The organism is Rhizobium sp. S163, from assembly GCF_030380805.1.
GTDB lineage: Bacteria > Pseudomonadota > Alphaproteobacteria > Rhizobiales > Rhizobiaceae > Rhizobium.
Genome location: NZ_JAUDSA010000016.1, coordinates 12391 through 29104 on the forward strand (window position 1 = coordinate 12391; position 16714 = coordinate 29104).

15 protein-coding genes are annotated in these 16714 nt (G+C 58.1%); 13 read left to right on the plus strand and 2 right to left on the minus strand.

Annotated features, from left to right (window positions below; translation table 11 throughout):
• Positions 1 to 19 precede the first annotated feature (19 nt).
• A complete protein-coding gene (locus QTL96_RS15120; RefSeq protein WP_289728264.1) occupies positions 20 to 442 on the plus strand; it encodes a hypothetical protein in 423 nt (140 codons plus the stop codon).
• 121 nt (positions 443 to 563) lie between these two features.
• Here the strand turns inward: QTL96_RS15120 and QTL96_RS15125 are convergent, their stop codons facing one another.
• Together QTL96_RS15125 and QTL96_RS15130 are read right to left on the minus strand one after the other, a co-directional pair.
• Positions 564 to 839, minus strand: coding sequence for a pentapeptide MXKDX repeat protein (locus QTL96_RS15125; protein WP_289728296.1), 276 nt, complete (start codon positions 837 to 839; stop codon positions 564 to 566).
• Positions 840 to 1106: 267 nt separating this feature from the next.
• Positions 1107 to 1382: a hypothetical protein gene (locus QTL96_RS15130; protein ID WP_289728265.1), complete on the minus strand. Its 276-nt coding sequence runs from the start codon at positions 1380 to 1382 to the stop codon at positions 1107 to 1109.
• Between the two features lie 99 nt (positions 1383 to 1481).
• On the opposite strand from QTL96_RS15130, the gene QTL96_RS15135 reads away from it, so the two are divergent.
• The 12 genes from QTL96_RS15135 to QTL96_RS15190 all read left to right on the plus strand — a co-directional run bounded on the left by QTL96_RS15135 (position 1482) and on the right by QTL96_RS15190 (position 16577).
• Positions 1482 to 2459: a MoxR family ATPase gene (locus QTL96_RS15135; RefSeq protein WP_289728266.1), complete on the plus strand. Its 978-nt coding sequence runs from the start codon at positions 1482 to 1484 to the stop codon at positions 2457 to 2459.
• Complete coding sequence (locus QTL96_RS15140; RefSeq protein WP_289728267.1) at positions 2456 to 3409, plus strand: DUF58 domain-containing protein; 954 nt, start codon at positions 2456 to 2458, stop codon at positions 3407 to 3409. The genes QTL96_RS15135 and QTL96_RS15140 overlap by 4 nt, the downstream gene beginning before the upstream one ends.
• On the plus strand, positions 3409 to 3921 hold the full coding sequence (locus QTL96_RS15145; RefSeq protein WP_289728268.1) for a DUF4381 domain-containing protein: 513 nt from the start codon (positions 3409 to 3411) through the stop codon (positions 3919 to 3921). The genes QTL96_RS15140 and QTL96_RS15145 overlap by 1 nt, the downstream gene beginning before the upstream one ends.
• Positions 3908 to 4900 carry a VWA domain-containing protein gene (locus QTL96_RS15150; RefSeq protein WP_289728269.1) on the plus strand — a complete coding sequence of 331 codons (993 nt, stop codon included), beginning with the start codon at positions 3908 to 3910 and terminating at the stop codon, positions 4898 to 4900. Before QTL96_RS15145 ends, QTL96_RS15150 begins: the two co-directional genes overlap by 14 nt.
• Positions 4897 to 6411: a VWA domain-containing protein gene (locus tag QTL96_RS15155; RefSeq protein ID WP_289728270.1), complete on the plus strand. Its 1515-nt coding sequence runs from the start codon at positions 4897 to 4899 to the stop codon at positions 6409 to 6411. The genes QTL96_RS15150 and QTL96_RS15155 overlap by 4 nt, the downstream gene beginning before the upstream one ends.
• Entirely contained in the window at positions 6408 to 7673 is a 1266-nt protein-coding gene (locus tag QTL96_RS15160; protein ID WP_289728271.1) for a BatD family protein, read from the plus strand. Before QTL96_RS15155 ends, QTL96_RS15160 begins: the two co-directional genes overlap by 4 nt.
• Before the next feature lie 34 nt (positions 7674 to 7707).
• Positions 7708 to 7902 (plus strand): hypothetical protein, encoded by a 195-nt coding sequence (locus QTL96_RS15165; RefSeq protein ID WP_289728272.1) that lies wholly within the window; start codon positions 7708 to 7710, stop codon positions 7900 to 7902.
• A 149-nt stretch (positions 7903 to 8051) separates the two neighbouring features.
• The gene (locus QTL96_RS15170) at positions 8052 to 9719 is read left to right on the plus strand and encodes an arylsulfatase (RefSeq protein WP_289728273.1); all 1668 of its coding nucleotides are present in this window, start codon (positions 8052 to 8054) and stop codon (positions 9717 to 9719) included.
• A gap of 694 nt (positions 9720 to 10413) precedes the next feature.
• A complete protein-coding gene (locus QTL96_RS15175; protein WP_289728274.1) occupies positions 10414 to 10935 on the plus strand; it encodes a hypothetical protein in 522 nt (173 codons plus the stop codon).
• 84 nt (positions 10936 to 11019) lie between these two features.
• Entirely contained in the window at positions 11020 to 12177 is a 1158-nt protein-coding gene (locus tag QTL96_RS15180) for an efflux RND transporter periplasmic adaptor subunit (protein WP_289728275.1), read from the plus strand.
• Positions 12174 to 15311: an efflux RND transporter permease subunit gene (locus QTL96_RS15185; protein ID WP_289728276.1), complete on the plus strand. Its 3138-nt coding sequence runs from the start codon at positions 12174 to 12176 to the stop codon at positions 15309 to 15311. Before QTL96_RS15180 ends, QTL96_RS15185 begins: the two co-directional genes overlap by 4 nt.
• An 18-nt stretch (positions 15312 to 15329) precedes the next feature.
• The gene (locus tag QTL96_RS15190; RefSeq protein ID WP_289728277.1) at positions 15330 to 16577 is read left to right on the plus strand and encodes an arsenic transporter; all 1248 of its coding nucleotides are present in this window, start codon (positions 15330 to 15332) and stop codon (positions 16575 to 16577) included.
• The last annotated feature ends 137 nt before the right edge of the window (positions 16578 to 16714 follow it).

Sequence of the window (16714 nt, forward strand, 5' to 3'; positions counted from 1 at the left end):
TCTTTCCGCCGGATTGGCAATGGCGAAAGAGGCAAGCGCAGAAACCGACATAGTGCCACGATGCGCCATAATTGTGCTTGCGCTGGACGCCTTCCGTGACGCCCGTTATTCAGAGGCCCTCCTCTGGACCGAGCGAGTGAACGACCGCAGTTCGCTGACGAGTGTAGTCCGCGCTGCCGCATTGGGGGAGCTTGGATCGGAGCAGGCACCGAGCAGCATTGGGGACGGCGGCATCAATGCGGTCGTATTCAAACGGACCGTTAATGCTGCAGGTCTCCCGCCGGACCTGGTTTCAATGCTCGAGCGCGGGGTGACCAAGGCAGGCGTCGATTTGGACCCAGTGGGCAGCATTCGAGGTAGTTCCGAGCTGGATAAAAATTACGGCTCGCGCGCTTCTGTATTCGAAGACCCGGACGCCAATCAGATCAATGTGGCCAAGTGATAAAAGGCCTTCCAGGGGGCTCGATTAGAGAAAAGGGGATAAGACCGGCACAGATTGAAGACAGATTGAAGAATGTGTGGGCGGCGCTCCTGCAAAGAAGGCCGCGGGAGCGCCAGCGCCATCACTTCATTGCATCGCAGTGCTTCATCATATTGGCCTTCTTCATGCTGTCCTTTTCCATGCCAGCCTTGTGCACGCAGTCAGCCTTCGTGCTGCCCATCTTCATGCTGTCGGCCTTCATGGATCCGGACATCATAGTGTCGGTCTTGGTCATATTCGATTTCATACCGTTGGGTTTGGTCATCGAATCCATGCTCGACTGTGCACTGGCGCCGCCAGCTGCCAACGAGATTCCAATAAACGCGACACTGGCGATTGTGGTGAAAAGACGCGTAATCATGGTGGGTCTCCCAAATGCTGCCCGCCGCATCATGCGACCGGTCACATGCCTTCGTTCGCAGCCTCCAGGTGAAATGTTACAGGAATCACGCTCCTGTGATCGGCGAATGCCGAAACCGGCGGGCTTTCCTGACGAGCCAGATGCAGAGGTGAAGCGCAATGGGCGTGTCCCTCGAGCCTTGAGATCAGAGCCTTCAGGCCTTGCTCCGGCCAATCGGGAATTGCGACCTCCGATGGGAACCCCTTCTGTTTTCGCGCTCCCCTCTCATGTTTTACGCGAACGTTTACCGTTACGTACTTCCGCACGATCCAACAAAGAGCAAGTCTCTCCTTTCTTGGAGGACGAGATGGCAGACAATACGCCCAGGAAGCCTTTTGGGGCGGCCATCATGGTCGCAATCACGCTTTTCTCCTCGACCGCTTCCTGGGCGAGCGAGCATAAAGAACACTTCGACCAACGCTCTCCCAGCCGGCGCAACGCGAGCAATCCAAACGACGTAGGCGCCTGTATTGATAAAGCATCGCCCGGTCGGTCAGCCATTGCGGCTTCAAGACGTAAGCATAGTGGCTTTAGTGGCGTCCGCTTTCTTCGGACCCTCAATCATCCCCGATCCACATTCATTTCTGCGACGGTGTTTCCATGACAGCACGCGACGACATTCTTTCACTGGGAAAGCGCATCGGCCAATCGATTATCGGCCAGGAAGCGATGGTCGAGCGCCTGCTGCTGGGCCTCCTTGCCAATGGCCATCTTCTTGTCGAAGGCCTTCCAGGTCTTGCCAAGACACGCGCGATCAAGAGCCTGGCAAAAAACCTCAACTCCGAGCTTTCCCGCGTGCAGTTCACGCCAGACCTGCTTCCGGCCGACATCACCGGATCCGAGATCTATTTCGCGGAAGGCGGCAAAGGTGAGTTCAAGTTTCAGCAGGGGCCAATATTCGCCAATCTGATCCTCGCCGACGAAATCAACCGCGCGCCGGCCAAGGTGCAATCGGCTCTCTTGGAAGCCATGGAGGAGCGGCAAGTAACCGTGGGCGGCAAGAGCTACCCCCTCCCCGACCTCTTCATGGTGATGGCCACACAGAACCCGATCGAACAGGAAGGTACCTATCCGTTGCCGGAGGCACAGCTCGACCGCTTCTTGATGCACGTCGAGGTCGGCTATCCCGACGAGAAGTCCGAGGCGGCGATCATGCGGCTCAATCGGGACGAGGAAAACACCGAAGGTAGAAACGGTGCGCATACGCCGCCGGACCGGCTCGATCCGAAGGCGGTGTTCGATGCCCGTAAGGAGATCGGCACGGTGACTGTGTCCGATCCTGTCGAAAAATACATGGTCGCTTTGGTCTTTGCGACGCGATATCCGGACCGCTACGACAAAGACCTCGCAAAGCTGCTGCAAGTTGGGGTCAGCCCACGCGGCGTGATTGGCCTCGACAAGGTGTCACGATCCTACGCTTGGCTCAAAGGACGCGACTACGTCACCCCTGATGACGTGAAGGCTGTGGTGAACGACGTGTTCCGCCATCGCCTCATCCTTTCCTATGACGCTCACGCTGCCAACACGACCGCCGACCAAGTGATCCGCAGGATCACGGAACTGGTGGCAGTCTCATGATGACACGCGGCGCAGCGAGCGATGGTGTTCATGTGACGACTGACCAGCTCGTCGCTCTTGAAGCTCGCGCCCGCGACTTGTCTTTCGTCCAGAAGGCAAGGAGCCATCAGCAGCTTGCAGGCCGCATGCAATCGTCACTGCGTGGTCGCGGACTGATCTTCGAGGAGCTGCGCGACTATCTTCCAGGTGACGACATCCGCTCCATCGACTGGCGGGTGACGGCAAGAACCCAAAAGACCGTCGTCCGCGTCTATGACGAGGAAAAAGAAAGACCGGCACTCTTGTTGGTCGATCAGCGCATAAATATGTTTTTTGGCAGCCGCAGAGCCATGAAATCGGTGACGGCCGCAGAGGCCACCATGCTTTGCGCATGGCGCATCCTCGGATCTGGCGACCGCGTGGGCGGCCTGGTGTTTGGTGACGATGGTATCGACGAAGTCCGACCTCATCGAAGCCGAAATGCAGTCATTGCACTTGCCGACCGGGTATCTGCCTGGAATGCCAAGCTGTCGGCCTCATATTCTGGACCAGCGTCGGCGCAGACACTCAACGAGACCCTCAGGCGAGCGAGCGCCCTGGCTCATCACGACCACCTCGTCATTCTGATCACCGATCTAAACGGGCACGACGATGTCACACGCAGCCTTCTTCTTCATCTCGCACAAAGCAACGACGTGATCTGCTTGCTGGTCTACGACCCGTTCCTATTGGAATTGCCGAAAGCTGGCGAAATTGTCGTGAGCGGCGGTGAACTACAGGCCGAACTTGCTCTGGCTCAGCGATCGGTGCGGGAAGCCGTCGACAGCTTCGCAAGGGAAAGGGGCCGCGCGTTGCGCCGTTGGCAGCGCGAGCTGGGATTGCCCATGCTGCCAATATCGTCTGCGGAAGAGACTGCGCCGCAGATAAGACGACTGCTGGAACAGGCCGCTTGGCGACAAAGGAGGCGTTGATGGAAAACGCATCGACACTCGACCCCATGGCGGAGACCGCGCTTCGCTCGATGCGTGACATCGTAACGCCAACGCCGGTCTCCTGGCTGCCCCAAACCTGGGGATGGGGCATGCTCGCGGGCGTTATCCTGGCATTGCTTGCAACCTGGGTGTTCATTGCACTGCGTCGCTATCGACGAAACGCCTACCGCCGGGAGGCTCTGAGGATCCTGGAGACGATACAAACCGACATGGCGGCGCCCGAGCGCCGAAGCGACGGCGTGAGGAGGATTTCGGAGCTTTTGAAGCGGACGGCTCTCGCGGCGTGGCCGCGCCAAAGTGTTGCGCCAATCACCGGGGATCGATGGACAGCGTTTCTACGAGGATCTGTGGACGATGAACAGGAGCAAAACCTAACGTCGGCGCTGGCCCTGGAGTACCGAGCCTCGGGAGAAGCAATGTCGGATGAGACTTGCGATGAAGTTGTCGCGAATGCCCGCCACTGGATCGAGAAGCATCATGTATCAGCTTGATCATCCCTGGCTGCTTTTTTTGTTGCCGCTTCCTCTTCTCGTCTGGTGGCTGCTCCCGCCACGACTGGAAACATCGGCTTCGATCCGACTGCCGTTCTTTGCCGAGGTGGCGCAGGCGGCCGGCGTGAAGCCATCCGAAGGTTCGGTCGTGACCCGCCGATCCTGGCCTCAGCTCGTGGCTGAGGGCATTGCATGGTGTCTGATCGTACTTGCGCTGGCACGACCGCAGTTTGTCGAGCCCCCCATAGAAAAGCACGAGCCGCAGCGCGACATCCTGCTGGCGCTTGATCTGTCGCAATCCATGGAGGTTAAGGATTTTCGTTCACCTGAAGGCGCAAACGAAGCGCGTGTGGACGCCGTAAGAGAGGTCGTGGCCGACTTCGTGGCAAAGCGGACCGGCGACAGGATCGGCCTCATCGCATTCGGAGATGCCCCATACCCTTTGGCGCCGTTCACCATGGATCACAGGCTTGTCCAGACGATGATCAAAGGCCTCCTGCCAGGCATTGCTGGACCGCGCACCTCGCTCGGGGACACGCTCGGGCTCGCTATCCGGATGTTCGACAAGACCAATGTGCCGGAGAAGGTCATGATCGTTCTGACCGACGGCAACGACACGGCGAGCAAGATGCCTCCGCTGAAGGCGGCGGAGATCGCCAAGGACAAGAAGATCGTGATCCACGCTGTCGGCATCGGCGATCCGGCGGCCACTGGAGAGGACAAGCTCGATATATCGACGCTTCAAAAGATCGCTTCCGACACAGGAGGCCGTTATTTCTTCGGCGGTGACCAATCGGAACTAGCGGAAATCTACTCGGTTCTTGATCAGATCACACCAGAAGATCAGAAGGAATTATCCTGGCGGCCTCGCATCGAGCTCTTCCACTGGCCGCTGGCAGCCGCTGTCGTAACTCTGGGCGGTTGGTACGGTGTCGTGGGACTAGTCGGCTTGATCCGCCGTCGGAGGATTGCCGTATGATTGCCGACTTTCATTTCCTCCGGCCCTGGTGGCTTGTCGCACTCGTTTTGCCACCCATTCTCGTCTGGATGGCCTCGCGCGCCGGCGACATCCGCGACCGGTGGAAGGCAATGATCGCGCCACACCTGCTTGACAGCCTGGTGATCGAACCAGACAGGGGGAACCGACTTGCCCCCGCATTTGCGCTTGCTGTCGTCTTGGCGCTATCTGTCGTCGGCGTGGCGGGCCCAACATGGAGGCGCGAGCCTCCGCCGTTCGTCTCCGATACGGCCTCCCTCGTCATCGCCGTCGATCTGTCGCCGACGATGGATGCGAAGGACGTCAGTCCCAGCCGCATCGAGCGCGCGAAACTCAAGATCCATGACATTCTGACGGCCCGCAGCGGCGCCCGCACCGCGGTGATCGCCTATGCAGGCACGGCCCATCTCCTCGTACCGCTCACCGACGACGCCGAACTGATCTTGTCCTACACCGATGCGCTTGCGACACGCCTGATGCCGCTGCCTGGAAAGGACACGGCCGCAGCGCTGCGGCTCGCGGACCAGCTTTTAGAAGAGGATGGCGGTTCTGGAACGGTCCTCCTTTTGACAGACGGGATCGAAAAGGGCGCCACCGACGCCGCCAAGGGGATGGAAGGCGGCTTGGTCGTGCTCGGCGTGGGAACGCCTGAAGGCGGCGCGGTCGAGGGCGGAGCCTTTGCCAAGGTCGATCTGGAGGCGCTGAAAGCGTTCGGTAGCAATGCCGGGGCTTCGGTCGCGACGATCACAGACGATGACGCCGACGTTCGCTGGATCGTTCAGAAGGTCGCCACGAACTTCAAACGTCAGACCGCCTCCACCGGCGACCGATGGCACGATCTCGGCTGGTGGCTCCTGATACCAGTCGTGCTCTTATTCGGGCTGTCGTTCAGGCGTGGCTGGGTCACCCGAACGGCAGCCATCCTGCTCGCGTTCAAACTGTTCGTCCCCCAATCAGCTCAGGCTGGCACCTTCGCGGACATGTGGATGACGGCTGACCAGCAGGGGAGGATCGCCTTTGAGCGGGGCGATTTTGAAGCCGCGGCGACCCACTTCAAGGAGCCGCTTTGGAAAGGCACCGCGCTTTACCGGGCAGGCAAGTTCCAGGAGGCAGTTGATGCGTTTGGGTTGTCCGATACCGCGGAAGCATGGTTCGACAAGGGCAACGCTCTGCTACATCTGGGCAGTTTTGAAGAAGGCGTCACGGCCTACCAAAAAGCGCTCGAGAAGCGGAATGGCTGGGCAGATGCGGAAGCTAATCTTGCTCTCGCCAAGCTTCTTTTGAAGCAGCAGGAGGATAACGCGGAGCCAGACCAGCCCAATGAGAAGCCGGACAGCATTCAATTTGACGACAAGGGAAAGAAAGGCAAGACGGGAACTGTGCAGGCGGCGGCGCAGACGTCGGAGATGTGGATCAAGAACATTCAGGCAAGCCCGGCCGACCTCATGGCCCGCAAGTTTGCCATAGAAGCGGAACAGGAGAAAGGACCTTGAGGACGGTTCTTACATGCCTCTTTGCTCTTTTCGCCCTGCGTGCTTCTGCAGAAGAACCGTTCGTGCGTAGCGCCATCGAGGCCGACGACACCATCGTTGCAGGCGAACAGATACGGCTGACGGTCGATGTATTTGCGCCCGGTTTCTTCACCTCGCCGCCGGATTTTCCGCTCTTCGAGGTTCCCGATGCGCTCGTCACCTTGCCCGAGGAGCGTGCGCAAAACCTCTCACAGACTGTGGCCGGTGTTCAGTACTCGGGCATCAGGAAACAATACGCCATCGTCCCTGAGAAATCGGGAGCGTTCAATGTTCCTCCCATCAGCATAAACTTCAATTACTCCATCGACGGCAAGCCCACCAAGGCGACGGTCGCAACACAAGCCGTAAGCTTCGAGGTTGCGCCGCCCACAAGTTCATCGGTGCTGTTTGCCGCCCATGACGTGGAGATCACGCAGTCTTTCGATGGCGATCCGGCGAAGCTCAAGGTCGGCGACGCCCTCGTCAGGACGATCGTCGTCACGGCCAAGGAGACGCAGGCCATGCTTCTTCCGCCGGTAGACGTGGGCGACGCAATGGGTCTTAGGCAGTATTCCCAGCCGCCAAAGCTGGAAGACGTCTCTGCGGGGCGTGGAGACATTCAAAGCAGACGAACTGAAACCATCTCCTACACAGCCGAGGTTGAAGGCACATTCGCGCTTCCCGCTATACACTACGCATGGTTCGACCTCGATAAATCGGGCCAAGCTTTTGCCGACCTTCCGTCGATCAAGGTTTCTGTCGCCCCAGCTCTATCCCACAGCGCGATAGCGCCCGAACCGGAAAGGCCGGAGCGGAGCGCTTTCGAGTATCGGCGTGAGGTAATGATGTGGATCCTCATCGCACTGCTCGTGATCGGCTCTCTGTGGTCGGCGCGGGGGCTGCCGGGCGCTATAAGGCGACGCCTGGAGCTTGCCCGGGCAGCGATCGAGCAGTCGGAAAAGTACCGCCTGCGACAACTGCGCAGAACAATATTGGAGGCTGATCCGCTGCAGGTGTACGCTGCCTTGCAGCGATGGGCGGCTGCCGATGGCTTCCGCACGCTTGCCGATCGAGTGGCAGGCCTGCCCGACCTAGAGAAAGAGATCCTAAAGCTTGAGCGATTGCTTTTTTCCGGGAGAAGCGACGACTTCGACCGTCGGAGCGTCGCAGACGCGCTCGTGCGCACGTCGTCGCAGTCATCACAAACCGTGGCGACCCTGCCCCCGCTCAATCCCTCCGGATAGACACGCAAACGTCGCCTCGGACGGTGACCACGAGATGCCGCGCCTGTGTCACGGCATGCAAGCGCCAGGTTTCGCGTTGACCTCGCAACGTCCGGACACGCGCCGTGAGTATGAGCAGGACCGCGAAACGTCGTTCGACAGGGTGGTCAAAGCGATGGAGGAGGCAGAGCGCCGGAACGGTTTGCTGGTCTACATGAAACGAATGGAAAACTTCGATCTCAACGAGTAACGACGACCAGGGTGATCTCCCAATACAGAAGCACACTCGATCTGCCAGTTGTGGCGACCCGGGCCTGTAAATGTTACCGTTGCGTACTTGTTTAACGTTAGTTTTTGAGGGCCAATCCCCGCGGAAGTTTCATCCAAAGGAGAAGGCCGATGAACGATATCGAGACTGGAAAACTGGAAGAAGCCCATCACACCGTAAGCCGGCGCAGCGTTCTTCTCGGCGGAAGTTCGCTCGCTTTAACGGCGCTAGCAACTGCCTCGGCCGCAAGCAAGGCGGTTGCCCAAACGCAACAGCCAGCTCAACCGTCGACCGCATCGCCATCTGGCAAAAAGCCGAATATTCTCGTCATTTTTGGCGACGATATCGGCATCCCACAGATAAGTGCGTACACTATGGGCCTCATGGGATATCGCACGCCCAATATCGACCGTATCGCCAAGGAAGGTGCGATCTTCACTGATTCCTACGGCCAGCAGAGCTGCACGGCGGGTCGAGCCTCCTTTATTCTCGGTCAGGAACCGTTCCGTACCGGTCTGCTGACGATCGGAATGCCAGGCGATCCCCATGGTATCCAGGATTGGATGCCAACGATTGCCGACGTCATGAAGACGCAGGGATATGCGACTGGCCAGTTCGGCAAGAACCATTTGGGCGACCAGGACCAGCACCTGCCGACGAAGCACGGCTTCGACGAGTTCTTCGGCAATCTTTATCACCTCAACGCTGAGGAAGAGCCAGAGGGTTACTTCTATCCGAAGGATCCTGCCTTCCGTAGGCAGTTTGGTCCCCGTGGCGTAATCAAAGCAAGCTCTGATGGAAAGATCGAAGACACCGGCGCTCTCACGTCCAAGCGCATGGAAACGGTCGATGACGAGTTTTTGGCCGCGGCCAAGAATTTCATAGATCGCCAGGCAAAGGCGGAAAAACCCTTCTTCTGCTGGTTCAACTCGACCCGCATGCATATCTTCACACACTTGAAGCCGGACTCGGTCGGAAAGTCTGGAAAGGGCATTCATGCAGACGGGATGGTCGAGCACGATGGTCATGTCGGGCAGTTGCTCGATCAACTGGATCAGCTCGGGATCGCTGACAATACTATCGTCCTCTACACCACCGACAACGGCGCCGAGCTTGCGCTGTGGCCCGACGGCGCGCAAACGATGTTCCACGGCGAAAAGGGGACGACGTGGGAGGGCGGCTTCCGGATTCCGATGATGGTTCGCTGGCCCGGCGTCGTAAAACCGGGAACCGAGGTCAATGACATCGTCACGCTTATGGACTGGATGCCGACCTTTGCAGCCGCGGCGGGCATATCCGACGTCAAGGAGCAGATGAAATCAGGCTTCAAATCCGGGACAAAGGAATTCAAGGTTCACCTGGATGGTTACGATCTTTCGCCGCTGCTGAAAGGCGAAGTGGAAACCGGCCCGCGAGATTCCGTCTATTACTTCGACCAGGGCGGGAACCTCAACGCGATCCGGTGGAATGACTGGAAGCTGGCATTCGCGGTGAACAGCGAAGGCAACATCGCCACGGCCACGCGTGAAACCCCAAGTTGGGCCAACATTTTCAACCTTCGCATGGATCCTTACGAGAGGGGCCTCAAGGAAGGCGGAGGCGCAACGGACTTCCTTGCTCGCAACATGTGGCTTCTCGTTCCCGTGCAAGGGAAAATCAAGGACTTCTTCGCAGACTTTGATCAATTCCCCTATCAGGAAGGGAGTACGCTCAACGCCAGCAACATCAATTACGGCCTGCTTCGTCAACAGGCAGCCCTTAAGCGTCTCAATGAGCTGGAGCGTCTTGCGCCACAATAGTATGTCGGAAGCGGCGGCGGGGGGCGAGCTCACTTCCCGCCCAGTGCGATCTCGCAGATGGGTTCGCGCCGGGCGATTGCGTTGCAGTACCGATTACCCTACTCCACGGCGACCATTAAATTGGTCATTGCATTGAATGCCCGTGCGCTCGCCGTGGAGACACACTTAGCGTGAGAGCGGGGTCGACTGTCACACAGGTTTGAGAAGTCCTTGAAAGTCTTCCCCTAGAAGCGACGAGGGCCACGAAAACACTCTCCCTTCAACGATGGCCTCGATCAAACAGCGCTCGACCACCGCATCACCTTCGTGAACGTACGCTCCCCAGCTCCCGCTTGTCGATGATGCCTCGCCTGCGAAGGATCACATACTGTCAGACCTTCCAGTTCCAGGCGGCAATGTTCAGCGGTTAGTCCAGCCCGCCCAAAGGTGCGTATCTGAGCATCAAGAATGCGTCGCCACAGGCGATAATCGAGGCTGCATATCCCGCGGCCCGCCGCAGCAATGCCATTTGGGAAGACCGATGTAGTTATCGATACAAAATACATATATTTCAATCTATTATTGAGTAAATTTAAATTAGAATATTAATTCAAACCAAGCTCGACTTGCTTAACCGAAGCTGAACCGCGACGTTCAGGCCTGCTCGAACCGTGCTCGCCTATTGTCATGGGGTCCTACAAAACGGAGACCCCTAATGTCGATCGAACAAGACCCCGGCCATACACCCGCATCTCCGACGCCTCGGAAAGAAGCGAAAGCCAGATCTGGCACTCATCTGGCCGCGTCTGGCATCGCAGCCTTTGCGGTCCTTGCCATTGGGGCAGTCGGTGGCGCGGCAGCGATGAAATTCACGCTTCCAAGCGTTGAGCTTGCGCCATTAACGGCGACGTCGATTTCCAGCCTGAGAGATGGCCGGAGCACAGTGACGATCAAGGGGAAAGTAGCCGAGATTTTCGGCAACAAGTTCATCGTTCAGGATGAAACAGGACGCGCGCTGATTGAAACGGGACCGGGAGGCGACGATGGCAAGCTCGTTGTCCTTGACGAACCAATTAATATCCAGGGCCGCTTCGACGAAGGGTTCCTGCACGCCAGCTACCTCGTTCACCAAGATGGCAGGCACCAAGATGGCAGGACTGACGCACTGCGTCCACCGCCCGGCCCGCCGCGACACGGCGAAGCTGTCGATGATGTGCTGCGTGACTTGCATCGTTGAATACTGGTCTAAAGGGGTAGCGCGTGCCATTGAAACTAAAATCAATGGCGCGCGTTACCCGGCGACTTTCACGGAGTGGCGGGCATGATAAAACATCTGGTTCAACCGCTTGCCGCGCCGGGCAAGCTCATTTCCACGCTGGTGTCTGCCAGCATCTTTCTCATCCTGCCCGGGCCGTTGATGGCCGACGAAACGCCAGCGATCCCTGTCACGGCCATCGCAGCGCGCACCGCTACGCTCGATCGCGTAATCAACGGGATTGGGACGGTCGCGCCGCTTCAATCCGTCACGGTCAGGCCACGCATTGACGGCCAGGTCGTCCAGGTAGCTTTCGAAGAGGGTCAGGTGGTCAAGAAAGGAAGCGTTCTCCTCAAGCTCGATGACCGCGAGCTGTTGTCATCTCTTGCCTCCGCAAAGGCTAAGAAGGCACAAGATGAAGCGCAGCTCTACAGCGCACGCACGGACGCGCAACGTTATGCGGCGCTTGCCGAAAAGGGCGTTGCGTCTGCCTCGACGCTGGAGCAAAAGACCGCCTCAGCAGAGCAGTCGGCCGCCGCCGTTGAATATGATGAAGCACTCATAAAAAGTGCGGAGACGCAGCTCGGCTTTGCCACCCTTACCGCACCGCTTTCAGGTCGCGCCGGCTTCCGTCAGGTAGACGTCGGCTCCGTGGTAAGTGCGGCGTCGACCGAAGGCGTCGTCACCATTACCCAGATGGATCCCATCGGTGTTTCCTTTGTTGCTCCAGGTGACCGATTTGGCGAAATTCGCAAAGCGCTCAGTGACGGTATCGCTGCCGTCAGACTGACCAGCACGGATGGGAACACGATCCTGGCTGATGGGAGGCTTACAACGCTTGATAACTCCGTCGATGCCTCCAATGGGTCCATTCACCTCAAAGCCACCTTTGATAACGCGACGAGCATTCTGTGGCCCGGCCTGCCGGTCGCAACGAGGCTGACGGTCGAAAGGCGCAAGGGTGTCGTGGTTCCAGACAAAGCGCTCGCTCGTGGTCGCGGGGGTCTTTATGCCTATATTGTCGGAGCGGATGGAAAGGTCGCACGCCGCCCGGTCAAGACGGCATTTGTCACCGACGCCATGGCCCTTGTGAGCGAAGGGATTAGCGACGGCGAGCAGGTCGTGATGGACGGACAATCGCGCATCGGGGATGGCGCGTTGGTCAAGGTAACGCCTTGGAGCGGGTCGCCCGCTGGTGCGCTCGCTGGAGGGCCGACCCCATGAGCATGGACAAGGACGTCGGGGAAAGGCGCGCGGGCAACTTATCCGATTTCTTCATCGTTCATCCGGTCGCGACCGGATTGATCATGAGCGGCATCTTTCTTCTAGGCGCCATCTGCTACCCTTTCATGCCGGTCTCAGCCCTTCCGCAGATCGATTTTCCGACCATACAGATTGAGGCAAATCTTCCTGGCGCTTCGCCTGAGACGATGGCTGCTAGTGTCGCGCAGCCGGCTGAGAATGCCTTGTCGAGGGTTTCGGGCATTAGCGAAATGACTTCCAACAGCTCGCTTGGTACGAGCTCGATCACAGTTCAATTTGGGCTAGACCAAGATATTCAGACAGCGGCAAGCGATGTGCAGACAGCAATTAGCGAAGCGGCCGGACAACTGCCCAAGGACATGACGTCCCTACCGACGGTTCACAAGGCAAATCCCGCTGACGCCCCCGTTCTACAGCTCTCGGCAAGTTCTGACGTACTCACGCTGCCTGAACTCGACGAGTATATCGAGCGCAATGTCGCTTCGAAAATTGGCCAGGTGTCCGGTGTCGCCTTCGTCAATATCGGCGGCAAGCAGAAGCCGGCAATTCGCATTGCGGTTGATCCTGGAAGGCTGGCTCAGGCAGACGTCACCCTTGAAGACGTTCGAACAGCAATCGGTGACCTCAGCCTCAGCGCGCCTAAAGGTAATATCGACGATCCGACGCGAACCTTTCCGATCTACACAAACGACCAGATCGCCACCAGCGCCGAATGGAACGATGCTGTCATTGCCTACAGGAACGGCGGGCCGGTCCGCATTCGTGATATCGGACAGGCCGTCGATGGTGCGGAAGACAATAAGATGGCGCATTGGACAAATGGCGAGCGAGGCATCGCGCTCGATGTCTTTCGCCAGCCAGGCGCCAACGTCATTGCCGTTGTGAACGCCGTCAAGAAACAGTTGCCTTCACTGCAAGCCTCATTGCCGAAGTCGATAAAACTGGAGCTGGTAACCGACCGCACGACAACCATTCGTGCTTCGGTGGACGATGTTCAATTCACCTTGATGCTGACCATTGGTCTCGTCGTTGTCGTCATTTTCCTGTTTCTGAGGAGCATTAGGGCAACGATCATACCTGCAATGACCTTGCCGATTGCGCTTGTCGGCTCCCTGGCGCCGATGTGGGCTTTGGGCTTTAGCCTGGACAACCTGTCGCTAATGGCACTGGTCGTCGCTGTCGGGTTTGTCGTCGACGACGCGATCGTCATGCTGGAAAACATAACGCGTCATATAGAGGACGGCGTCGAGCCGGATGTCGCCGCCAGGCAGGGAGCACGCGAGATCGGCTTCACCATCATTTCGATCAGCCTGTCTTTGATTGCGGTGCTGATCCCGATCCTATTGATGGGTGGCATAGTCGGACGACTGTTTCGCGAATTCGCATTGACGCTGACGATCGCCATCATCATATCCGCGCTTGTTTCGCTTACGCTGACGCCGATGCTGGCTTCGAAATTCATCCGCCCTATCGAGCGATCTCAGCAAGGATGGTTCTATCGCGCGGGGGAGGTGTTTTTTGACAGACTAACCGCAGCCTATATCAGGTCACTAAAGCCCTTCATCCGTCACCGCCTGTTGACGCTTGCTTTGTTCATTGCGACACTTGCTGCGACAGCTTATCTTTTCGTCATCGTTCCCAAGGGCTTCTTCCCAGAGCAGGATACCGGTTTCATCGGTGGATTGTCTCAAGCCTCGCCCGACATCTCCTTTTCCGAAATGGCAAAGCTGCAGGAGCGGGTCAGTGCCATTATCATGAAAGATCCGGCGGTTTACTCGGTTTTCATGGATATCGGCGGCGGCAATGGCGGCAACGCTCTCAACCAAGGCCATGTCAACATAACACTGAAACCGCTTGAAGATCGCGATGCCAGCGCCAAGCAAGTTATTGACCGGCTTGGTACCGCGCTCAACGCTCAGCAGGGCATCAAGCTCTTCATGCAATCTGCCCAGGATATCAATATCGGCGCGCGGCCGGCCAAGACCCAATACCAGTTTACCCTGCAGGACGCCGATATTGCAGAGCTTGGCGAATGGGCAACGAAGGTGACGAGCCGGCTTCAAAGCCTTGAAGAATTGCGCGACGTCGGCAGCGATCAGCAGGCGGAGGCTCCGAACCTCTCGGTCAAGATCGACCGAGCGGCTGCTACCCTTTACGGTGTGCTTCCCTCTTCAATTGACGACACACTGTATGATGCTTTCGGGCAGCGTCAGGTGGCGTCCTATTCGACCCAGACCGACACGTTCCGGGTCATTCTCGAGGTCCTTCCGAACTTACAGCGCGACATCGCAACATTGGATCGGCTCTCGGTACGGGCAAGCAATGGCACACTCGTGCCGCTCTCCGTCGTCGCCAAATGGTCGACAGAAGGCGTTTCCCCTGTCTCCATTTCTCACCAGGGCCAATCCCCCTCCGTGACGATTTCGTTCAACCTTGCTCCCAATGTCGCGCTGGGCGAGGCCACAAAGGCAATCGAAACCGCAGTGGCGGAAATGCATCCGCCGGCATCATTACAGACGAGTTTTTCAGGAAGTGCCAAGGCATTCAAGGATTCTCTTGGAACCGTGCCGCTCTTGATCCTTGCATCCCTCATCGTCGTCTACATCATCCTGGGCGTTCTCTATGAAAGCCTGATCCACCCACTGACGATCCTGTCCACCCTCCCATCTGCTGGTCTTGGCGCGCTGCTTGCTCTTTATCTGGCTGGGTTTGATTTTGGGCTGGTCGCAATGATTGGCGTCATTTTGCTGATCGGGATCGTCAAGAAGAACGGCATCATGCTCGTCGATTTTGCCATACAGGGAGAGCGGGATGGGCTAATGAGCGAGGAAGCAATCGTGCAGGCGGCTCAAATGCGCTTCCGACCGATCCTGATGACGACGATGGCTGCTTTGCTTGGAGGTCTGCCACTTGCCATCGGACATGGAGCAGGGTCTGAACTGAGGCAACCGCTCGGCTACGCAATTGTCGGCGGCCTGCTGGTCAGCCAGTTGCTTACCCTTTATACGACCCCGGTTATTTACCTCTTGCTCGACGGGCTTCGCCGGCCCAGGAGACCTGAACCCGACCAAATGACCGCCCAGCAAGCGGCCTGAGATCCAACCGGACATGAAATGAACCCATCGGTCTATACGTTTGCAATCGCTGCCGCCACGGCAGCTGGTGTCGTCGTGCGCCCATTCCGGCTTCCTGAAGCCGTATGGGCGGTTGCAGGTGCAGCCTTGATCCTGGCACTTGGCATCCTCGAACCTGGCGAGGTCTGGATCGGTGTCACGAAGGGGACCGACGTCTACCTGTTTCTGATAGGCATGATGTTGCTGTCTGAACTTGCGCGCAAGGAGGGCCTGTTCGATTGGGTCGCGGCGATTGCCACGTCCTATGCAAAAGGGTCACCCAAAAAGCTTTTCTTTCTCGTCTATGTGGTCGGCATCGTCGTTACAGCGCTTTTGTCCAATGACGCGACGGCGGTTGTGCTGACGCCCGCCGTATATGCCGCCTGCCGAGCCGCCAAGGTCAACAATCCCCTTCCCTATCTACTGATCTGCGCCTTCATCGCCAATGCCGCAAGCTTTGTCCTGCCGATCTCCAATCCGGCGAACCTCGTCATTTTCGCCGGCGGCGAAATGCCGTCGCTCGGACGCTGGATGACAATCTTCCTCGCGCCTTCGATCGGTGCGATCATCATGACATTCGTGGCACTTTACCTGACGCAGCGTAAGGCGATCTCTGCCGAGACGCTGGCCGTCGATGTTCCCCGCCCCGATCTGTCACTCCCGGCTCGCCTCGCCGGAGCCGGACTGGTCATCACTGCCATCGTTCTTCTTGGGGCGTCGGCGGCTCATCTCGATCTGGGCATGCCTACCTTCATTGCGGGCACAGTCACAACGTTGATTGTTCTTTCCGTTGTCCGGCAAAGTCCGCTCGGTATCGTGCACGAGATCAGTTGGAGCGTTATCCCGCTGGTCGCGGGTCTTTTTGTTGTCGTCGAGGCGATCAATCAGACTGGCGCAACAGCAATGCTCGCAGGGGTACTGCAATCGCTGAGCGCTCATTCCGAAGCACGTGCGATTGCGTCCGCAGGGATCGGGGTGGCGTTCTTGTCGAATGTCGTCAACAACCTTCCCGCCGGACTGTTCGCGGGCAGCGCAGTCGGCCTGGCGCAGGTTTCCGATCGGGTGGCAGGTGCGGTACTGATCGGCGTTGATCTGGGCCCCAACCTTTCGGTGACAGGATCTCTAGCAACGATATTGTGGCTGGCAGCTCTTAGGCGCGAAGGGATCCATGTGAGTGCCCTTTCATTCCTGAAAATCGGGATCGTTGTGATGGTGCCGGCCCTTATCGTTGCGCTGGCTCTACTCTAGAGAAGACGTTTCCGACACGATGCTTGGATCGGGACACATGCACACTGCCGCGCGATCACGGAAGCGAGAAATAAGAATTGAGATGCCTTGAGCGTCATCCGACAACAAACCATGACCTTGATCGGACCGTCCGATGG

What these genes read in the sequence shown, in the direction of transcription:
- QTL96_RS15120 (WP_289728264.1), top strand. Translation starts at nt 20, where the DNA reads ATGGCGAAAGAGGCAAGCGCAGAAACCGACATAGTGCCACGATGCGCC.
- QTL96_RS15190 (WP_289728277.1), top strand. Translation starts at nt 15,330, where the DNA reads ATGAACCCATCGGTCTATACGTTTGCAATCGCTGCCGCCACGGCAGCT.
- QTL96_RS15170 (WP_289728273.1), top strand. Translation starts at nt 8,052, where the DNA reads ATGAACGATATCGAGACTGGAAAACTGGAAGAAGCCCATCACACCGTA.
- QTL96_RS15175 (WP_289728274.1), top strand. Translation starts at nt 10,414, where the DNA reads ATGTCGATCGAACAAGACCCCGGCCATACACCCGCATCTCCGACGCCT.
- QTL96_RS15165 (WP_289728272.1), top strand. Translation starts at nt 7,708, where the DNA reads ATGCCGCGCCTGTGTCACGGCATGCAAGCGCCAGGTTTCGCGTTGACC.
- QTL96_RS15155 (WP_289728270.1), top strand. Translation starts at nt 4,897, where the DNA reads ATGATTGCCGACTTTCATTTCCTCCGGCCCTGGTGGCTTGTCGCACTC.
- QTL96_RS15130 (WP_289728265.1), bottom strand. Translation starts at nt 1,382, where the DNA reads ATGGCTGACCGACCGGGCGATGCTTTATCAATACAGGCGCCTACGTCG.
- QTL96_RS15150 (WP_289728269.1), top strand. Translation starts at nt 3,908, where the DNA reads ATGTATCAGCTTGATCATCCCTGGCTGCTTTTTTTGTTGCCGCTTCCT.
- QTL96_RS15185 (WP_289728276.1), top strand. Translation starts at nt 12,174, where the DNA reads ATGAGCATGGACAAGGACGTCGGGGAAAGGCGCGCGGGCAACTTATCC.
- QTL96_RS15140 (WP_289728267.1), top strand. Translation starts at nt 2,456, where the DNA reads ATGATGACACGCGGCGCAGCGAGCGATGGTGTTCATGTGACGACTGAC.
- QTL96_RS15135 (WP_289728266.1), top strand. Translation starts at nt 1,482, where the DNA reads ATGACAGCACGCGACGACATTCTTTCACTGGGAAAGCGCATCGGCCAA.
- QTL96_RS15180 (WP_289728275.1), top strand. Translation starts at nt 11,020, where the DNA reads ATGATAAAACATCTGGTTCAACCGCTTGCCGCGCCGGGCAAGCTCATT.
- QTL96_RS15145 (WP_289728268.1), top strand. Translation starts at nt 3,409, where the DNA reads ATGGAAAACGCATCGACACTCGACCCCATGGCGGAGACCGCGCTTCGC.